The organism is Pararhizobium qamdonense (assembly GCF_029277445.1).
Classification (GTDB): domain Bacteria; phylum Pseudomonadota; class Alphaproteobacteria; order Rhizobiales; family Rhizobiaceae; genus Pararhizobium; species Pararhizobium qamdonense.
This window is the reverse complement of sequence record NZ_CP119566.1, coordinates 407,308-422,937: the sequence shown is the minus strand read 5'-3', so window position 1 is coordinate 422,937 and position 15,630 is coordinate 407,308. Positions and strand designations below refer to the sequence as shown.

At 59.5% G+C, this 15,630-nt stretch carries 17 protein-coding genes; 9 read left to right on the top strand and 8 right to left on the bottom strand.

All coding sequences use genetic code 11. The annotated features are described in order from the left end of the window. Positions 1–69 precede the first annotated feature (69 nt). Entirely contained in the window at positions 70–198 is a 129-nt protein-coding gene (locus PYR65_RS02070) for a hypothetical protein (RefSeq protein ID WP_276119708.1), read from the bottom strand. On the opposite strand from PYR65_RS02070, the gene PYR65_RS02065 reads away from it, so the two are divergent. The 4 genes from PYR65_RS02065 to PYR65_RS02050 all read left to right on the top strand — a co-directional run bounded on the left by PYR65_RS02065 (position 197) and on the right by PYR65_RS02050 (position 4,811). Then, complete coding sequence (locus PYR65_RS02065) at positions 197–1,558, top strand: murein hydrolase activator EnvC family protein (protein ID WP_276119707.1); 1,362 nt, start codon at positions 197–199, stop codon at positions 1,556–1,558. The two genes, PYR65_RS02070 and PYR65_RS02065, sit on opposite strands and share 2 nt — an antisense overlap. Next, positions 1,548–2,870 (top strand): S41 family peptidase, encoded by a 1,323-nt coding sequence (locus PYR65_RS02060; protein WP_276119706.1) that lies wholly within the window; start codon positions 1,548–1,550, stop codon positions 2,868–2,870. The genes PYR65_RS02065 and PYR65_RS02060 overlap by 11 nt, the downstream gene beginning before the upstream one ends. A 129-nt stretch (positions 2,871–2,999) precedes the next feature. Beyond that, the gene (locus PYR65_RS02055) at positions 3,000–4,205 is read left to right on the top strand and encodes a divergent polysaccharide deacetylase family protein (protein ID WP_276119705.1); all 1,206 of its coding nucleotides are present in this window, start codon (positions 3,000–3,002) and stop codon (positions 4,203–4,205) included. Between the two features lie 60 nt (positions 4,206–4,265). Then, on the top strand, positions 4,266–4,811 hold the full coding sequence (locus PYR65_RS02050) for an RNA pyrophosphohydrolase (protein WP_276119703.1): 546 nt from the start codon (positions 4,266–4,268) through the stop codon (positions 4,809–4,811). A 113-nt stretch (positions 4,812–4,924) separates the two neighbouring features. Here the strand turns inward: PYR65_RS02050 and bfr are convergent, their stop codons facing one another. From bfr to PYR65_RS02025, 5 genes are all read right to left on the bottom strand, one after another. Continuing rightward, on the bottom strand, positions 4,925–5,410 hold the full coding sequence (bfr, locus tag PYR65_RS02045; RefSeq protein ID WP_060638670.1) for a bacterioferritin: 486 nt from the start codon (positions 5,408–5,410) through the stop codon (positions 4,925–4,927). Then, positions 5,376–5,687, bottom strand: coding sequence for a (2Fe-2S)-binding protein (locus PYR65_RS02040; RefSeq protein ID WP_082546767.1), 312 nt, complete (start codon positions 5,685–5,687; stop codon positions 5,376–5,378). Before PYR65_RS02040 ends, bfr begins: the two co-directional genes overlap by 35 nt. A 286-nt stretch (positions 5,688–5,973) precedes the next feature. After that, positions 5,974–9,330 carry an error-prone DNA polymerase gene (locus PYR65_RS02035; RefSeq protein WP_276119702.1) on the bottom strand — a complete coding sequence of 1,119 codons (3,357 nt, stop codon included), beginning with the start codon at positions 9,328–9,330 and terminating at the stop codon, positions 5,974–5,976. After that, positions 9,327–10,754: a Y-family DNA polymerase gene (locus tag PYR65_RS02030; RefSeq protein WP_276120938.1), complete on the bottom strand. Its 1,428-nt coding sequence runs from the start codon at positions 10,752–10,754 to the stop codon at positions 9,327–9,329. The genes PYR65_RS02035 and PYR65_RS02030 overlap by 4 nt, the downstream gene beginning before the upstream one ends. A 40-nt stretch (positions 10,755–10,794) precedes the next feature. Beyond that, the gene (locus PYR65_RS02025) at positions 10,795–11,742 is read right to left on the bottom strand and encodes an ImuA family protein (RefSeq protein ID WP_276119701.1); all 948 of its coding nucleotides are present in this window, start codon (positions 11,740–11,742) and stop codon (positions 10,795–10,797) included. Positions 11,743–11,912: 170 nt separating this feature from the next. On the opposite strand from PYR65_RS02025, the gene PYR65_RS02020 reads away from it, so the two are divergent. After that, the gene (locus PYR65_RS02020) at positions 11,913–12,347 is read left to right on the top strand and encodes a metallopeptidase family protein (protein WP_060638607.1); all 435 of its coding nucleotides are present in this window, start codon (positions 11,913–11,915) and stop codon (positions 12,345–12,347) included. A 31-nt stretch (positions 12,348–12,378) separates the two neighbouring features. On the opposite strand, the gene PYR65_RS02015 is transcribed toward PYR65_RS02020, so the two are convergent. Then, entirely contained in the window at positions 12,379–12,585 is a 207-nt protein-coding gene (locus PYR65_RS02015; protein WP_037163221.1) for a DUF1737 domain-containing protein, read from the bottom strand. Continuing rightward, complete coding sequence (locus tag PYR65_RS02010) at positions 12,582–13,490, bottom strand: HpcH/HpaI aldolase/citrate lyase family protein (protein WP_156383176.1); 909 nt, start codon at positions 13,488–13,490, stop codon at positions 12,582–12,584. Before PYR65_RS02010 ends, PYR65_RS02015 begins: the two co-directional genes overlap by 4 nt. Positions 13,491–13,604: 114 nt before the next feature. Between PYR65_RS02010 and PYR65_RS02005 the strand changes: the two genes are divergently transcribed. The 4 genes from PYR65_RS02005 to PYR65_RS01990 all read left to right on the top strand — a co-directional run bounded on the left by PYR65_RS02005 (position 13,605) and on the right by PYR65_RS01990 (position 15,554). Further along, entirely contained in the window at positions 13,605–13,844 is a 240-nt protein-coding gene (locus tag PYR65_RS02005; RefSeq protein WP_276119700.1) for a hypothetical protein, read from the top strand. Positions 13,845–13,961: 117 nt separating this feature from the next. Continuing rightward, positions 13,962–14,567, top strand: coding sequence for a 3-isopropylmalate dehydratase small subunit (gene leuD, locus PYR65_RS02000; RefSeq protein WP_276119699.1), 606 nt, complete (start codon positions 13,962–13,964; stop codon positions 14,565–14,567). 6 nt (positions 14,568–14,573) lie between these two features. Next, complete coding sequence (locus PYR65_RS01995; RefSeq protein ID WP_276119698.1) at positions 14,574–14,960, top strand: RidA family protein; 387 nt, start codon at positions 14,574–14,576, stop codon at positions 14,958–14,960. Positions 14,961–15,113: 153 nt separating this feature from the next. Beyond that, on the top strand, positions 15,114–15,554 hold the full coding sequence (locus PYR65_RS01990) for a DoxX family protein (protein ID WP_276120937.1): 441 nt from the start codon (positions 15,114–15,116) through the stop codon (positions 15,552–15,554). Positions 15,555–15,630 lie beyond the last annotated feature (76 nt).

The window sequence follows — 15,630 nt, the reverse complement described above, 5'->3', positions numbered from 1 at the left end:
GTGATCGCCGTTACACCGCCATCCGGATGCCGCAATTGCCACGAATGGCTGTTGGCTGAAATCCCCAAATCAGCGTAGGGTTTTCAGCTGAAAGACACGGCTGACAGCGAATGGCGGAATGACGACAGGTGCGGCAAAGCAGGCAAGGGAAAAGCAGCCGGCATCGACCGGAGGGCTTGGCTTTCGCGTGGGGCTCATGACCGTTCTCCTGCTTGCCGCCACGGGTGCCCCGGCGCAAACTCCGGAAAATCCCGGTCAAACCCCACCGGAAACCGCTGGACAGGTTCCGGCGCAAGCCGATCCCGCTGCAAACCTCGCCTTGAAACGCGACAGTACCCGCAGCGAACTGGAAGCCCTGTCGAAGACCATTACGCTCTCCAATGACCGCGCCGCGCAATTGCAGGCCGGGATCGCCGAGCTCGAAAAAACCAGTGAATCGCTGCGCACGGCGCTGGTCGCATCGGCCGATAAGCGCAAGGCATTGGAACAGCAGATCATCGACGGCGAAGATAAGCTGAACACGTTGCGGACAAAGGAAGACGCCGTTCACGCTTCCCTGCGCGCCCGGCGCGGGGTGCTGGCTGAAGTTCTGGCAGCGCTGCAGCGCATGGGCCGCAACCCGCCGCCGGCTCTTCTGGTGACCCCGGAAGACGCGCTGGGCTCGGTGCGAAGCGCCATCCTTCTTGGCGCGGTCGTTCCCGGCATCCGCCACGAAACGGAAAACCTTGCGGCCGACCTGAAAGCCCTTGCAGGCGTCCGCAAGGAAATCGTCACCCAGAAGCAGGCTCTCGGCGACGATATGACGGCGCGGCTCGAGGAAGAGCGGCGCATGAACATGCTGATCGTTGAAAAACAGAAGCTGAAGCAGCGCAGCGCCACCGAACTTGCCTCAGAACGCCGCAAGGCCGAGCAGCTTGCCGCGCAGGCAACCAGCCTTGAAGGGCTGATCGGCTCGATCGAAAGCGAGATTACATCTGCCCGTGATGCGGCCGCGGCCGCCAGGGCCGAAGAGGAAAATCGCCGGCTGATGTCGGAGGCCCAGCGCAACGAGGCCCGCGCGCTGGCCAACAGCACGACGCCCGACAAAAACCGTATTGCGCCTGCATATGCGTTTTCGGACCTGCAGAAAAAACTCGCACTTCCGGTTGCCGGATCTGTCCTGCGCACGTTCGGCGACGCCGACGGCACGGGGCACTCCCTTCAGGGCATGATGCTTGAGACCAATGCGGGGGCTTTGGTGACGGCGCCGTCGGATGGCTGGATCGTTTTTGCCGGCACGTTCCGCAGCTATGGCCAGATGATCATTCTCAATCCCGGCGACGGCTATCACGTCGTTCTGTCCGGTTTGGAAGACGTGACAGTGCAGCAGGGCCAGTTCGTCGTTGCCGGTGAACCGCTTGGGACCATGGGTAACAAAAGAGTGGCCAGCGCCACTGCATTGGCGCTGGAAACCGAACGTCCGACGCTTTACATTGAATTCAGGAAAGACGGAAAACCGGTTGATTCCCGACCATGGTGGACCGCAGCAGACACCGGAAAGGCACGCAATGATTCATAGAACGTCACTTGTTCTGGTCGGGGCACTCATGGGTGCAGCGGCCACGGGCGTTGTATATTCCTCCATCGTCCCGGCCGTCGCGGCCAATCCGTCGACCTATCGCGAACTGTCGGTTTTCGGCGATGTTTTCGAGCGCGTGCGGGCGCAATATGTGACGCCGCCGCAGGACGACAAGCTGATCGAAAATGCCATCAACGGCATGCTTTCGTCGCTGGATCCCCATTCGAGCTACATGAATTCGACCGACGCCGAAGACATGCGCACCCAGACCAAGGGTGAGTTCGGCGGTCTCGGCATCGAAGTCACCATGGAAGACGATCTCGTAAAAGTGACCAGCCCGATCGATGATACACCGGCCGCCAAGGCTGGCGTTCTCGCCGGTGACTTCATTTCCAAGATCGACGGTGCCGACGTGCGCGGCCTGAAGCTTGAGGAAGCCGTCGACAAGATGCGCGGCGCAGTCGGCCAGGCGATCAAGCTGACCATCCTGCGCAAGGGTGCTGAAAAGCCGATCGAACTGACGATCGTTCGCGACATCATCGCCGTTCGCGCCGTCAAGTTCCGCACGGAAGACGATGTCGGTTATGTCCGCGTCATCTCGTTTACCGAAAAGACCTATGACGACCTGAAAAACGCTATCGAAAAGATCAAGGCGCAGGTCCCGGCCGACAAGCTGAAGGGCTATGTGCTGGACCTTCGCCTCAACCCAGGCGGTCTGCTCGACCAGGCGATCAACGTCTCCGACGCGTTTCTGGAACGTGGCGAAGTGGTTTCGACCCGTGGCCGCAATCCCGACGAGACCCGCCGTTTCAACGCGACACCCGGCGATCTGACCGACGGTAAGCCGGTGATCGTGCTCGTCAACGGCGGTTCGGCTTCGGCATCGGAAATCGTCGCCGGCGCCCTGCAGGACCTGAAGCGCGCCACGGTTCTCGGCACGCGTTCGTTCGGCAAGGGCTCGGTCCAGACCATCATCCCGCTCGGCGAAGCCGGCGCGCTGCGTCTCACCACCGCGCTCTATTACACGCCATCGGGCAAATCGATCCAGGGCACCGGCATTTCGCCGGATATCAAGGTCGAACAGCCGCTGCTAGCGGAACTGCTCGGCAAGGTCGAAACGACGAGCGAATCCAGCCTGCGCGGCCATATCAAGGGCCAGAACGAAAATGACGAGGGCTCCGGCTCGGTTGCCTACGTCCCGCCGGAAACCAAGGACGATCTGCAGCTGAACTATGCGCTTGACCTCCTGCGCGGCAAGAAATCGGACCCGGCCTTCCCGGCCAATCCGGAAAAAGCCGAACTGAAGCCGTAGCATCCGCAGCAGATGCGGATTGCTTGAAATTTTTCGCCGCCTGGCTCCGGCCGGGCGGCGGTTTCGATTCTTAAGGGAAGGCCGAAACAAGGGCTTCCACTGTCGCAACTCAGATCGATAGAGGCCCTTTTGGGAACAGATCTCAACGCTCCTCTTGGTCAGAACCGCAAGACGCGTTCCTCCAAATCGCAAAAATCAGGCCTGACATTCGGCCGTCTGTCGCTGGGTGTCTGCGCCCTTGCGCTCGCCGGAATTTCCGTCTGGAGCGTGGTGAAGCCAACCGGCCTGATCGCGCCACCGGACACGAAAATCGTGGCGGATGCAGCCCAACCAGGCGAAAAGGCAGTGCCTGACCCCGCAGCCACTCCCAACACGCTCAAGCAACAGAAGACAAGCGGTGCGCTGTCCGGCGCCCATGTCGAGGAAACGCTGACAGACGACGGTTCGATCGTCACCAAATTCTCGCCCAAGCAGCGCGACGGGGAGGGGCCTGCCTTCATTGAAGTCGGCCGCACCAAGGGTCAGGATCCGCGCCTGGCAACTTTCCCGAATGACGAACTGCTGGAAGACAGTCCGCAAGGGCGGCTGCCGGTCACAGGACCGGACGGACTACGCCCGATGGATCAATATGCGCGGCCCTGGTCCGGCGCCCGCGGTATCCGCATCGCGCTGGTGGTCGGCGGCCTTGGCCTCAGCCAGACCGGCACGCAGAATGCGCTGCGGCAACTGTCCCCCGATGTGACGATGGCCTTTGCCGCGACCGGCAACAGCCTGCAGCGCTGGATGCAGGAGGCGCGCCGCAGCGGCCATGAAATCCTGTTGCAGGTGCCGTTTGAGCCCTTCGACTATCCGGACAACAATCCCGGCCCCCATACGCTGCGCGTCGGGCTGGATGCGAAGAAGAACCTGTCGGAACTGCATTATTCCCTGGCGCAGATCACCAATTATACTGGCATCATGAATTTCCTCGGCGGGCGTTTTCTCTCCGACGCCGGCGCGCTGGAGCCGGTGATGCGCGATATTGGCAGGCGCGGGCTGTTGTTTCTTGACGACGCGACATCGGCGCAGACGCTGACGGGGACACTGGCCGGAACGATCGGCGTGCCGCATGGATTTGCCGATATGGTCGTCGATGACCAGATTGACCGGACAGCGATCCTGAAGAAACTCGATGAACTCGAGCGTATCGCCAGACGCAATGGCGGCGCGATCGGCGTCGCGTCCGCCTTCGATGAAAGCGTGGCAGCCATTTCCCAATGGATGGACGAGGCGGGGACGCGGGGCATCGAATTTGTCGGCGTCTCGGCGCTCGTCAAGGATCCGCAACAGCAATAGTTTAAGAGGAAGCGTAATTCTTCCAGCGCGCAGTCATACAGGCAGGCAAGGGGCAGGCACATGAGCAAGGACAAATCGAAACCGGTCAAGGCTGAGGATCTGCCATACCGTCCCTGCGTTGGCATCATGGTGCTGAACCGGGAGGGTCTTGTCTGGGCCGGGCGGCGCATTCCGGTTGGCAATTCCGAATATGATGGCTCGGCCCAGCTCTGGCAGATGCCACAGGGCGGCATCGACAAAGGCGAGGACCCGCTAAAGGCGGCCTACCGCGAGCTTTATGAAGAAACCGGCATGACGACCGTTTCGCTGCTTGCGGAAGCCCCAGACTGGATCAACTATGATCTGCCGCCCCACCTGATGGGCATCGGCCTGAAAGGCAAATATCGCGGTCAGACCCAGCGCTGGTTCGCTTTCCGTTTCGAGGGCGACGAATCCGAAATCGCCATCAATCCGCCACCCGGCGGCCACGAGCCGGAATTCGACGAATGGGCCTGGAAGCCGATGCAGGCGCTGCCCGATCTGATCGTGACGTTCAAACGCGGCGTTTATGAGAATGTCGTGGGGGCGTTCGCGCATCTGGCGGATGACGCGTCACCACACCCATAAAGAGATGCGCCGCCTTCAGGCGGCGTGTCAGTGCTCCATTGGAGCAAACGGTTCTCGATACAAAAATGCCCGCCGGGGAAACCAGGCAGGCATTTTTTTGGAGTGATGAAGCTTTATTCGGCTTCGTTGGCCGGTGCTGCGTTGAGCTGGCCGTATTTCTCGGCACCGATCTTGTTGAAGAGATCGAGCTGGGTTTCGAGAAAGTCGATATGGCTTTCCTCGTCCATCAAAAGCTCTTCGAACAGCTTCATGGACACATAGTCGCCCGCGTCATGACAGATGTCTCGGGACTTCTTATAGGCCTTGCGGGCATCATATTCGCCGGCGAGATCGGCTTCCAGCACTTCCTTGACCGACTGGCCGATGCGAAGCGGCGCGAGCGTCTGGAGGTTGGGATGGCCTTCAAGGAAGATGATGCGCGACACCAGCTTGTCGGCATGATGCATTTCCTCGATGGATTCGGCCCGCTCCTTCTTGGCAAGAAGCGTATAGCCCCAATCGTCGAGAAGACGATAATGGACCCAATACTGGTTGACGGCACCGAGCTCGAGATACAGCGCTTCGTTAAGCTGCTCGATGACTTTTTTGTCGCCTTTCAAGATCCGCTCTCCTGTTTTCTTCATGGAATTGTTTGAGGCGGGTCATGAAATCAAATATCTGCTCGCCCGTCGAGGGGCGGCAAGCATGATATTGCTCGGTGGTGCGGATGATGATGTCCACGACATTGGGAAAACAGCCACAGCAACGGCCGCGCTTTTCCATCGCATGATAGACTTTTGCAGGCACGATGAGCTGCCAACAGTCCTCATCGAGCATCTCGATGATCGTGTTCTCAATGTCCTTATCGGTGATAAAATTGCAGCTACAAACCAGCATTTCGTCTGCCCGTGATACGCAACGCACTGAATTCTATTCATAAAGCAAAAGCGGATATTTACTGTCAACAAAAAAGGGCACCGGAATATAGCCGCGACGTCATGGCTCGAAATTAGAGCAATTCTAAACTTGATAAAAAACATCGTGTTTTCATTAACTTAATTAGATCGAATGCAAGGCTCTGCCGGATTTTCCACAGAATTCAAGTTTTCTTGAGTGGCAAAAATGCAAACAATTTTTGTTACAGGTGTCCGGTTTTTTCCTGGCGTCCCGGAAATCTGCATCGTCAATGGAAGTTTCTCCCCTTCGGCATGACGTTCACAGTTTCGATGAGGTCCTGGCGATTCCCTGGCTCGTCATGAGGTAAAGCGTCTTTTCGAGACCGGTGTTTTTGCCGGTGATCGCCGGTCGGCCTTAGCACTTCATCGGATCTGGCATTGGCGCCAAAACCTTTCGCCTCTTTCTGGAGAATGCCGAGCGCCGGCGTCATGTCTTCCAGATGGCTTGCCACGACATGGATGACGCCGCTGGCACTTTGCAGGCGTCCTCTGATCTTGACCAGGCGCGCGCCCATGACGACCGGACGATAGGTCTCGAACACATTTTTCCAGATGATGGCATTGGCAACGCCGGTTTCGTCTTCGAGCGTCATGAAGATCACCCCTTTTGCCGTTCCCGGCCGCTGGCGCACCAGCACGAGACCCGCGATCGTCACCATGCCGCCGTTTCGAACCGCATCCAGGCTGCGATTGGTGACGATACCCTGGCTTGAAAAATCCTCCCGCAGAAAGGAAACCGGGTGCGCTTTCAGTGACAGGCTGAGATAGCGGTAGTCATTGATCACATGCTCGCCCTGCTGCATCTGCGGCAGGAGGACCTCAGGTTCCTGCTGAAGCTCGTCATGACCCGCCTGTTCGAACAGCGGCAATCTTTCGGCTGCGGACTTTTCGTCGAGCGATTTGACCGCCCAGAGCGCCGCGCGCCGGTCAAGCCCGATCGATCGGAAGGCGTCCGCATCCGCAAGACGCTCGATGGCCGCGCGTGTGAGGCCGGACCGCAGCCACAGATCCCGCACCGAGGAATAACCGGCACCGCGATGGGCAACGAGTTTCTCTTCCATATCCTGCTGGCGCAGGCCCTTGACGAGGGAAAACCCGAGCCGGATTGCTTTGCGCGTCTTGATGACACCCCACATCTCCCTGTGCCGCGGCTCGATATCACGCGGATCAAACATCGCATCCCCCTCAAGAGCGGCATCCCAGCTGGATATATTGATATCGACCGGAAGCACCTTGACCCCATGCTCGCGCGCATCCCGCACCAGCTGGGCCGGTGGATAAAAACCCATGGGCTGGGAATTGAGCAGGGCGGCGCAGAAAATGTCGGGATAATAGGTCTTGAACCAGCATGACGCATAGACCAGCAAGGCAAAGGAAGCCGCATGGCTTTCCGGAAAACCATATTCCCCGAACCCTTCAATCTGGCTGAAACACCGTTCGGCGAATTCGCGCTCATATTTGTGCCGGGGATTATTGACCATACCTTCGATCATGCGATGCTTGAAGTGGGACACCTGTCCGGTCCGCCTGAAAGTTGCCATCGCCCGGCGCAATTTATCGGCTTCCGTTGGTGAAAACCCGGCGGCCGTAATGGCAATCTGCATCGCCTGCTCTTGAAACAGCGGCACACCCAATGTTCGCCCCAGAACCTCTTTTAATTCTTCGCTGGGATAGTCGACCGGCCGGCCGTGCCGCCGATCCTCCCTGCGTTTCAGATAGGGGTGCACCATGTTTCCCTGGATGGGGCCCGGCCGGACAATCGCGACTTCAATGACGAGATCGTAGAACTCCCGTGGCTGCAGGCGCGGCAGCATGCTCATCTGCGCCCGGCTCTCGATCTGGAAAACGCCGATCGTATCGGCGCGGCAGATCATGTCGTAAACTTCGTCCTCTTTAGTTTCATAGATCTGCGACAGTCTTTTGGGTTCATTGTAATGATTTTCCAACAGCTTGAAGGCCTTGGCGAGACAGGTGAGCATTCCGAGGGCCAGCACGTCGATCTTCAGAATTTTCAGGTTGTCGAGGTCGTCCTTGTCCCATTCCACCATGTAACGATCGGGCATGGCCGTGTTCATGATCGGCACGACCTCATCGAGGCGGTCCTTGGTGATGACGAAGCCGCCGACATGCTGCGAGAGATGACGCGGATATTCCATCAGCAGTCCAGCATAATTCAACACGCGCAACGTGGTCGGATCCGCCATATCGAGACCGGCGGCCTTTGCCTGTTCCTGCGAAAAAGAGGTGGTCCACCAGCCCCAGATCGAGCTGGAAAGTGCTGATTGCACATCCTCGGAAAGACCGAAGACCTTGGCCACCTCACGCCCGGCCGAGCGGGCGCGGTAGCTGATCACAGCAGCGGCAAGGCCGGCATGCTCCTTGCCATATTCGCGGTAGATATACTGGATCACCTCTTCACGGCGGGCATGCTCGAAATCGATATCGATATCCGGCGGCTCATCGCGATCCTGCGACAGGAAGCGATCGAACAAGAGAGTGAATTCCTGCGGATCGACTTCGGTGACGCCCAGGCAGAAACAGACCGACGAATTGGCCGCCGATCCCCGCCCCTGGCAGAGAATGCCTTTACTGCGGGCAAAATTCACCAGTTTGTGGACGGTCAGGAAATAGGGCTCATATTCTTTGGCTTGAATGAGCTTAAGTTCATAAGCCAGCTGACGTTCGACCTTTTCGGAAACGCCGCCGGGATAGCGGACCATTGCACCTTCACGGACAAACCGCTGCAATCTTTCTGCTGGGGTTTCTCCGTCAGCGCTCTCCGTTGGATAATTGTGCTTCAATTCATCGAGATTGAAGGATAGCCGGCGAAAGAATTTGGCGGTGTTGGCAATGGCCCCTGGATAATCCTTGAAGATCCTGGTCATCTCCGCCTGATTTTTCAAATGCCGCTCGGCATTGGCCTGAAGACGCAGGCCAGCCTGTGCGATCGTGACATGTTCCCGGATGGCAGTGACGACATCCGCCACCGGCCGATGCTCCGGCGCATGGTAAAGCGCATCATTGGTGGCAATCAGCCGGGTTCCCGTCTTTAAAGCAATGGCAGCCAGGCACGCGAAATCATGCCGATCGAAACCGTCATAATGCGGTGTCATGCCGAGATGGAGCCGGTGACCGGCATACTCACCGAGCTTGGACAAAAGGCTTGATAGCGCCTGCGCATCTGGACGCCCCGCACCTTCCAGAACAATCAGTTGAAGCTCGTCCTGCCATTCGAGCAGATCCGAAAGGAACAACGTGCAGGTCCCTTTTTTTGAGCGCAGGTTTCCCGCACTCAGCATGCGGCACAGATGCGCCCAGCCCCGCCGGTTGCGCGGATAGGCAAGAATGTCCGGCGTGTCATCGGCAAAGACCAGCCGCGCGCCAGGCTGAAACGCATAATTCTCAAGCTTTGCCTTGGCATGGGCACGGACCACGCCGGCGACCGTGTTGCGATCGGCAATGCCGAGACCCGCAAGCCCGATCTTCTGGGCGGTGACCACCATGATCTCGGCCGGCGCCGATCCCTCCAGGAAGGAATAGTTGGTTCTGGCGCCAAGCTCATAAAAGACCGGTGCAGCACTCATGCGAAAATTCCATGCAGGAACCATTGTGGCGGCGCGACCGTCTGGCCGTAGAGGCCATCGCGAAACAGCCAGAAACGCCGGCCCTCCACATCCTCGATCCTGAAATAATCCCGGGTCAGCGCATCTTCTCCGTCAATCCACCATTCGCCGGCGATCCGCTCGGGACCTTCGGCCTTGGTCACCTGGTAAATGATCTTGCGCCATTTGAAACTTGCCGGCGCCCCTTCCGGCAATTCGGCCGCGATCGCATCCACCCGTTCCGGACGACGGAAAAGCCGCAACGGGCGAACGGAGGGGAGATCAGCGGCCTTGGGCCGATCAAGCCCCTGTTGCACAGCAAGCCCGGCAATATCTAAAACGGGTGAAAATGAAGTCGCCCTTTCCGGCACATGGCTTTCCTGCAGCACCAGCGCGAAGAGGCTATCAGGCCCGAAGCGGGCCATGACCCGATCGGCAAAGGCCGACAGGGGGCGGGTCTGGTCCGACCGCCCGGAAAAATCTTCCTGCGTAGCAAGGTAGCGTTCCGTCTTCAGCACGCAGAGGCGCAGGATTTCAAAACCGAAACCCGCATCGAGATCGTCATGAATGGCCTGAAGACGTTCGCGGTACAGCGCGGCGATGCGCTCCGGATCCTTGGATGCGGCCGACATGGCGGCCCGGATGCGAAAGACTTTACCATCCACCCGGAACAGCACGAGTTCAAACAGGCGGCCACCCTCCTCGCGCTCCTCCAAACTTTGGCGCAGGCTTTTGGCAAGCTGCAATGTCAGTTGCAAAATATCGTCCTCATCCTGAATCGGAGAGGCAAGGCGGCGCTCCGCCGACAGGCTGGCCACCGGAAGGCGTGGCGAAAGCGGCTCGTCCTCGAAACCCAGCGCCTGATCGAGGCGCAGGAGCACCGACGGGCCGAACCGGCGGGCCAAAGGTGCGCGGGGCAGGGGGATGAGATCACCGGCGGTTTTCAGGCCGACGCGGGCCAGGGTCTCGATCGTGTCCAGGGGAAGCCTGAGTGCCGCAAGGGGCAGGGGAGCCAGAACCTTTTCACCATCCTGCGGCCCGGCGATGTGCCCCGGCCGGTAGCGTGCCATGGCCCAGGAGAGCCCGGCCGAGGAGGAGATGGCCCCACGCACCTCGATGCCCAGACGGAAAAGCCTGAAGAGGATGTCGGCCAGAAGCGATTGCTCGCTGCCATGCAGATGGACACAGCCGGTAATATCCAGATAGAGCCCGTTCGTCCCGTCCATTGCCACAAGCGGCGTATAGCGGTCGCACCAATCGGCAAGCGAGGTCAAAAGGCCCTTGTCGGCAGCAGGATCGGCCGCAATGATCTCGATGCCGGGAAGCATCGCACGCGCCTCCGCCAGACCTTGCCCGCGTTTCAACCCGGCCTTTTCCCCGCAGATATCGAGAGCCGCAATGCGCATGGCATTCTGGATACGATCGACAAAGACCAGCGGCGGATGGTCAGGACGCTTTCTGGAAAGCCACGATACGCCCCATTTCGTCCGCGCCACCCGGTCCGCCGGCAGATGCGGAAAGTTCAGCGACAGAATACGCTGGCTGGAATTTTGCAGGAGACGCGGCTGTCTCTGGGACGGGATGTCGGAAACGGCGGGCATGGGAACTCCATTCCATCAAAAGTTCAAGAGGTGCAAAGGCCCTGCTTTTCTCGACAGTGACCCGGAAGACCGGATTACCGATGCTGCCGGCCAGCACCGATCCGTCCGGAAGCGGCCGCCCCGTGGCGGGACTGGGGGCAATTAGGAACCGGAAGAGCGCACTGCTCGCCTCTTCGCCGCCCGCCTGTCGCAGGAGGAAGATCGGCACATGACCGGTCCGCGCCCGCATATGCAGGCGGCGGCTTTCGTTGAGGCCGAACTGGGCCGGGTTCCCCCGGACCTCCAGAATGATGGCCCTGAAGATCGGTACCGAGAGCGCCGCTTCGGCAATCCAGAGCGCATCAGCGATGGTGCGGGGACTGCTGAAAAGGCAGCAGCCAATATCCAGCCCATAGGCCTGCAGCCCGCGGCCATAGGGTACGCCCGCCTCCGCGCCCGTCATTCCCTGGCCGATCCACAGAATGGGTGACACGGCGTCAGCGCTCTGGACCCTCTGGCAAAGGGCGGCCAGCGCCAGCACAAACCCCATGGCCGCCCCGGCGTCGCGGGTTTCTGCCGCGCGGATTTCAGTGAGCCCGGCAAGCGGCAGGCCGCCATGCAGGACATCGTCGAGAACGGCGATGCCGAGGGGGAGAACATGCCTGGAAACGTCCCTGCTGCCTGTGGGTTCAAAGCCTTCTGGAGCGCCCTTTCTGGCAGCCTTCAAAAGACCTGGCACGTTTTCGTTTTCCAGCCGCGCAATGGTTTCGCGCAGCGCAAAAAGACGCTCGCGCGTCATGGGCGTCTGCTCCATGACGTCACTCCAATTCAAGTTGTTCCTGTTATGTTCCTATAGATTCCAGAGCTTCCCCGAAGAGTCAACGGGATTCTCTAAGAATTTATTCCTTGACGGCAGCCGCCCAAATTCAACCCTCGAAAAACGCTGGAGAAATGGCTATATCAGGGGGCAAGCAAGGAGTGCCCATGGCCCGCATAGACCAGAGCGACGATTGGCGGGAACGCCACGCGCCGACAATCAGCACATTTGAATCCCTGGCGCTGGAGGCTTACAGCCACCTGCCGGAGGAATTCCGGGCGCTGGCGACCGATCTGACCATCGAGATCAACGATTTTCCAGACGAGGACGTGTTCGAAGACATGGCGCTGGAAACGCCGTTCGACCTGCTCGGCCTGTTCGAGGGGCGCGGCATCGGCGAGCGCTTTACCATGGAAACCGGCGAGATGCCGAACCGGATTATTCTCTACCGCCGACCGATCCTCGACTATTGGGCCGAGAACGAGGAGACGCTGGGCGACATCATCACCCATGTCCTGATCCACGAAATCGGCCATCATTTCGGCCTGTCGGATGACGACATGGAGCGGATCGAGGAAAGCGTCGAGCATGTGGGCGGCTGAGGCGGGTTAACCGACCCAGCCAGCCAGGGCATCAATGTTCGGAAAGCTTGGTGTCGGGGGTATATTCCTTGCCTTCGACATCCTTGACCACGGCCTGGCCGCACATCATCGCCCGGGTTTCCTGGTTCCAGGCATAGGTCGGCGATCCATAGAGTTCCCAACCTTTGTTGAGGGCGGCCGTGACCTTGTGGCAGAAGGTGGCGTCGTCGATGGCGGTCAAGAGGCGGTAAAGTTTCAAGGGGTTTTTCCTTTGTTGGCGATGGCATCGGCCTTGGCCGAAAGCCGCAGGGCCTGATCGAGGTGAAGACGCTCGACCATCAGGCCGTTGAGATTGATGACGGCTTTATCCGCATTATCAGGCAGCGCAAAGGCGGCGATGATCGAGCGGGCATCCGCAAGGGCGGCATCGGCGACGCCGAAGGCGCCGTTGGCGGGATCGATCTGGGCCGGGTGGATCAGCATCTTGCCGTCAAAGCCCATGTCGCGCCCTTGAGCACATTCCGCCTCGAAACCTGAAACATCCCGGACATCATTAAAGACCGCATCGATGATATCGAGGCCGCAGCTACGGGCCGCCAGCAGAATCTGCATCAGCCAGGCGATGAGATAGGTACGGCCAGGCAAAGCGGGCACGCCGGTTTCCTTGCGCAGGTCGTTCAGCCCCGGCACGAAACAATCGAGCCTGCCGCCACGGGTGCGGCCGGTTTCAGCAATCGCCGCCGCATTGAGCACGCCACGCGGGGTTTCGATCATCGCCCAGAGGCGAACGCTGTCTGGTGCATCGTTTTCGCCAAGAAAATCAACAACCGTCTGAATATCCTGCGGGCTTTCGACCTTGGGCAACAGGATGGCATCCGGCGAGAGCGTCAGGGCGAAGGCAAGGTCCTCCTCGCCGAACGGCGTGTTCAAATGGTTGATGCGGACGATCACCTCGAGATCGCTGCGGCGCTCCCGCTGAAGATGAGCGGCAAGCGTCCGGCGGGCGCCGCCCTTGTTTCCGTCAGGGACAGCATCTTCCAGATCGTAGATCACCGCGTCACAGGCAAGGGTCGCGACCTTGGCAAGGGCACGGGCATTGTCAGCGGGCACGCACAGAACCGAGCGGCGCAGGCGGGCAGGGTGGCGATCATGGGGCAAACTCATGCGGCTTTTGTGCCCGGCTTTCGCCATTTTCGCAAGGCAGACATGGAAGACGGAAGTAGGTCTTGCAACGCGGAGCGGGCGAACCCACATTTCAGGCAACGAAAGGTGACGACAATGCAAAGCATACGCTCTCTCTTCCTGACTATCGCCGGCATCGCATTCACGCTGATGGCCTTCGTCTTTACCGCATCGCTCGGTCTTGCCCTGATCGGCATCGCCTCGGTCGTGATGATCGGCATGACGATTGCAGCGCGGCTTGCGCCCAAGCCGGTTCGCGCCACCGTCAACCGCAACCGCCAGCAGCGCGAACCGCGTATCTGGAACGACGGACGCGGCACGATCATCGACATGTAAGGCCGGGTTGCGGGCTTTCCCGCAACGGTGAGCAAGATTCTCCTTCATTTCGGCATGAAATTGCTCTAAACGCTGGGCGGACATTCTTCCGCCCCGTTGAAATCGAAGGCCATTGCCATGGACAAGTTCGTCAAGCTCACCGGCGTTGCCGCGCCGCTCCCCGTCGTCAACATCGACACGGACATGATCATTCCGAAGGATTACCTGAAGACGATCAAGCGCACCGGTCTCGGTACCGGCCTTTTCGCCGAAGCCCGCTATCATGAGGACGGCTCGGTCAACGAGGATTTCGTGCTCAACAAGCCCGCCTACCAGAATGCCAAGATCCTGGTTGCCGGCGACAATTTCGGCTGCGGCTCGTCGCGCGAGCATGCCCCATGGGCGCTGCTCGATTTCGGCATTCGCTGCGTCATCTCGACCTCGTTTGCCGACATCTTCTACAATAACTGTTTCAAGAACGGCATCCTGCCGGTCGTCGTCTCCCCGGAAGACCTGGAAAAGCTGATGGATGACGCCTCGCGCGGCTCCAATGCCATCCTGACCGTCGATCTGGAAAACCAGGAAATCACCGGCCCGGACGGCGGCAAGATCAGCTTCGAACTCGACGCGTTCCGCCGCCACTGCATGCTGAACGGCCTTGATGATATCGGCCTGACGCTGGAAAAGGCAGCCTCCATCGACACGTTCGAAAAGGCCAATGCCGCTTTGCATCCCTGGGCCTGATCCGCAATGCCAAGCCCGCGAAAACTAATCTCTTCCGGCTCGCCGTTTGAAAAGACGGCGGGGTATTCGCGGGCTGTCGTACAGGGCGACTGGTGCTTCGTTTCCGGCACGACCGGCTACGATTACCAGACGATGACCATGCCTAAGACGGTGGAAGCGCAGACCCGCAATTGCCTGAAAACGATCGAAGCGGCCCTCACAGACGCCGGTTTCTCGCTGAAAGACGCGGTGCGAAATCACTATTACGTGACAGATGCCGCCTTTGCCGATGCCATCTTCCCGATCCTCGGTGAGACCTTCGGCGATATCCGCCCGGCGGCCACGATGGTGGTCTGCGACCTGATCCGCCCGGAAATGCTGATCGAGATCGAAGTGACTGCCTTCAAGGGCTGACGGCACGTATCAGCCGTCCAAGAGGCCGGCCCCGCGAAGCTCCGCCAGGCGCGCTATTACCAATTCCGCAAAACGATTTGTTTTCAATATCCAGGCCTGTAGCATCCCGTTTGAACATCGACGTCAGCCGAGGGGAAAAGCATGCTTTTAAGAATGGAAGCGAAACTTGCCGGCGTCTGCACGCCGGTTTTCACCAGCCATCCGGTCCGCTGGCTGGGGCTTATGGCATTGTGTTCGATCTTCATCCTGAGCGGCGTGACCAAGCTCCTCGATTTCGGCGCCGCCGTCGCCGAGATGGAACGCTATGGCCTTTTGCCGGCAAGGCCGATTGCTGCCGTGGTCATCCTTTTCCAGCTGAGCGCATCGGTCATGGTCATCAGCGGCTTCCTGCGCTGGATCGGCGCGCTGTCTCTGTCCCTGTTTACAGTGCTCGCGACATTAATTGCCCTGCGCTTCTGGGACATGCCACCGGGTCCGGACCGCTTCATGGCAATGAACATCTTCTTCGAGCATCTCGGGCTCGCGGGCGCTTTTCTTCTGGTCGCCTGGTACGATCTGCACAAATGGCGCCGGGGCGAGAAGGACTGGAGCTGATCCAACTCCATATGCTGACTTTCTTCAAAAGGGTAGGGATGAGCAAAGGGAATTACTTACCCCTCACCCTTAACCA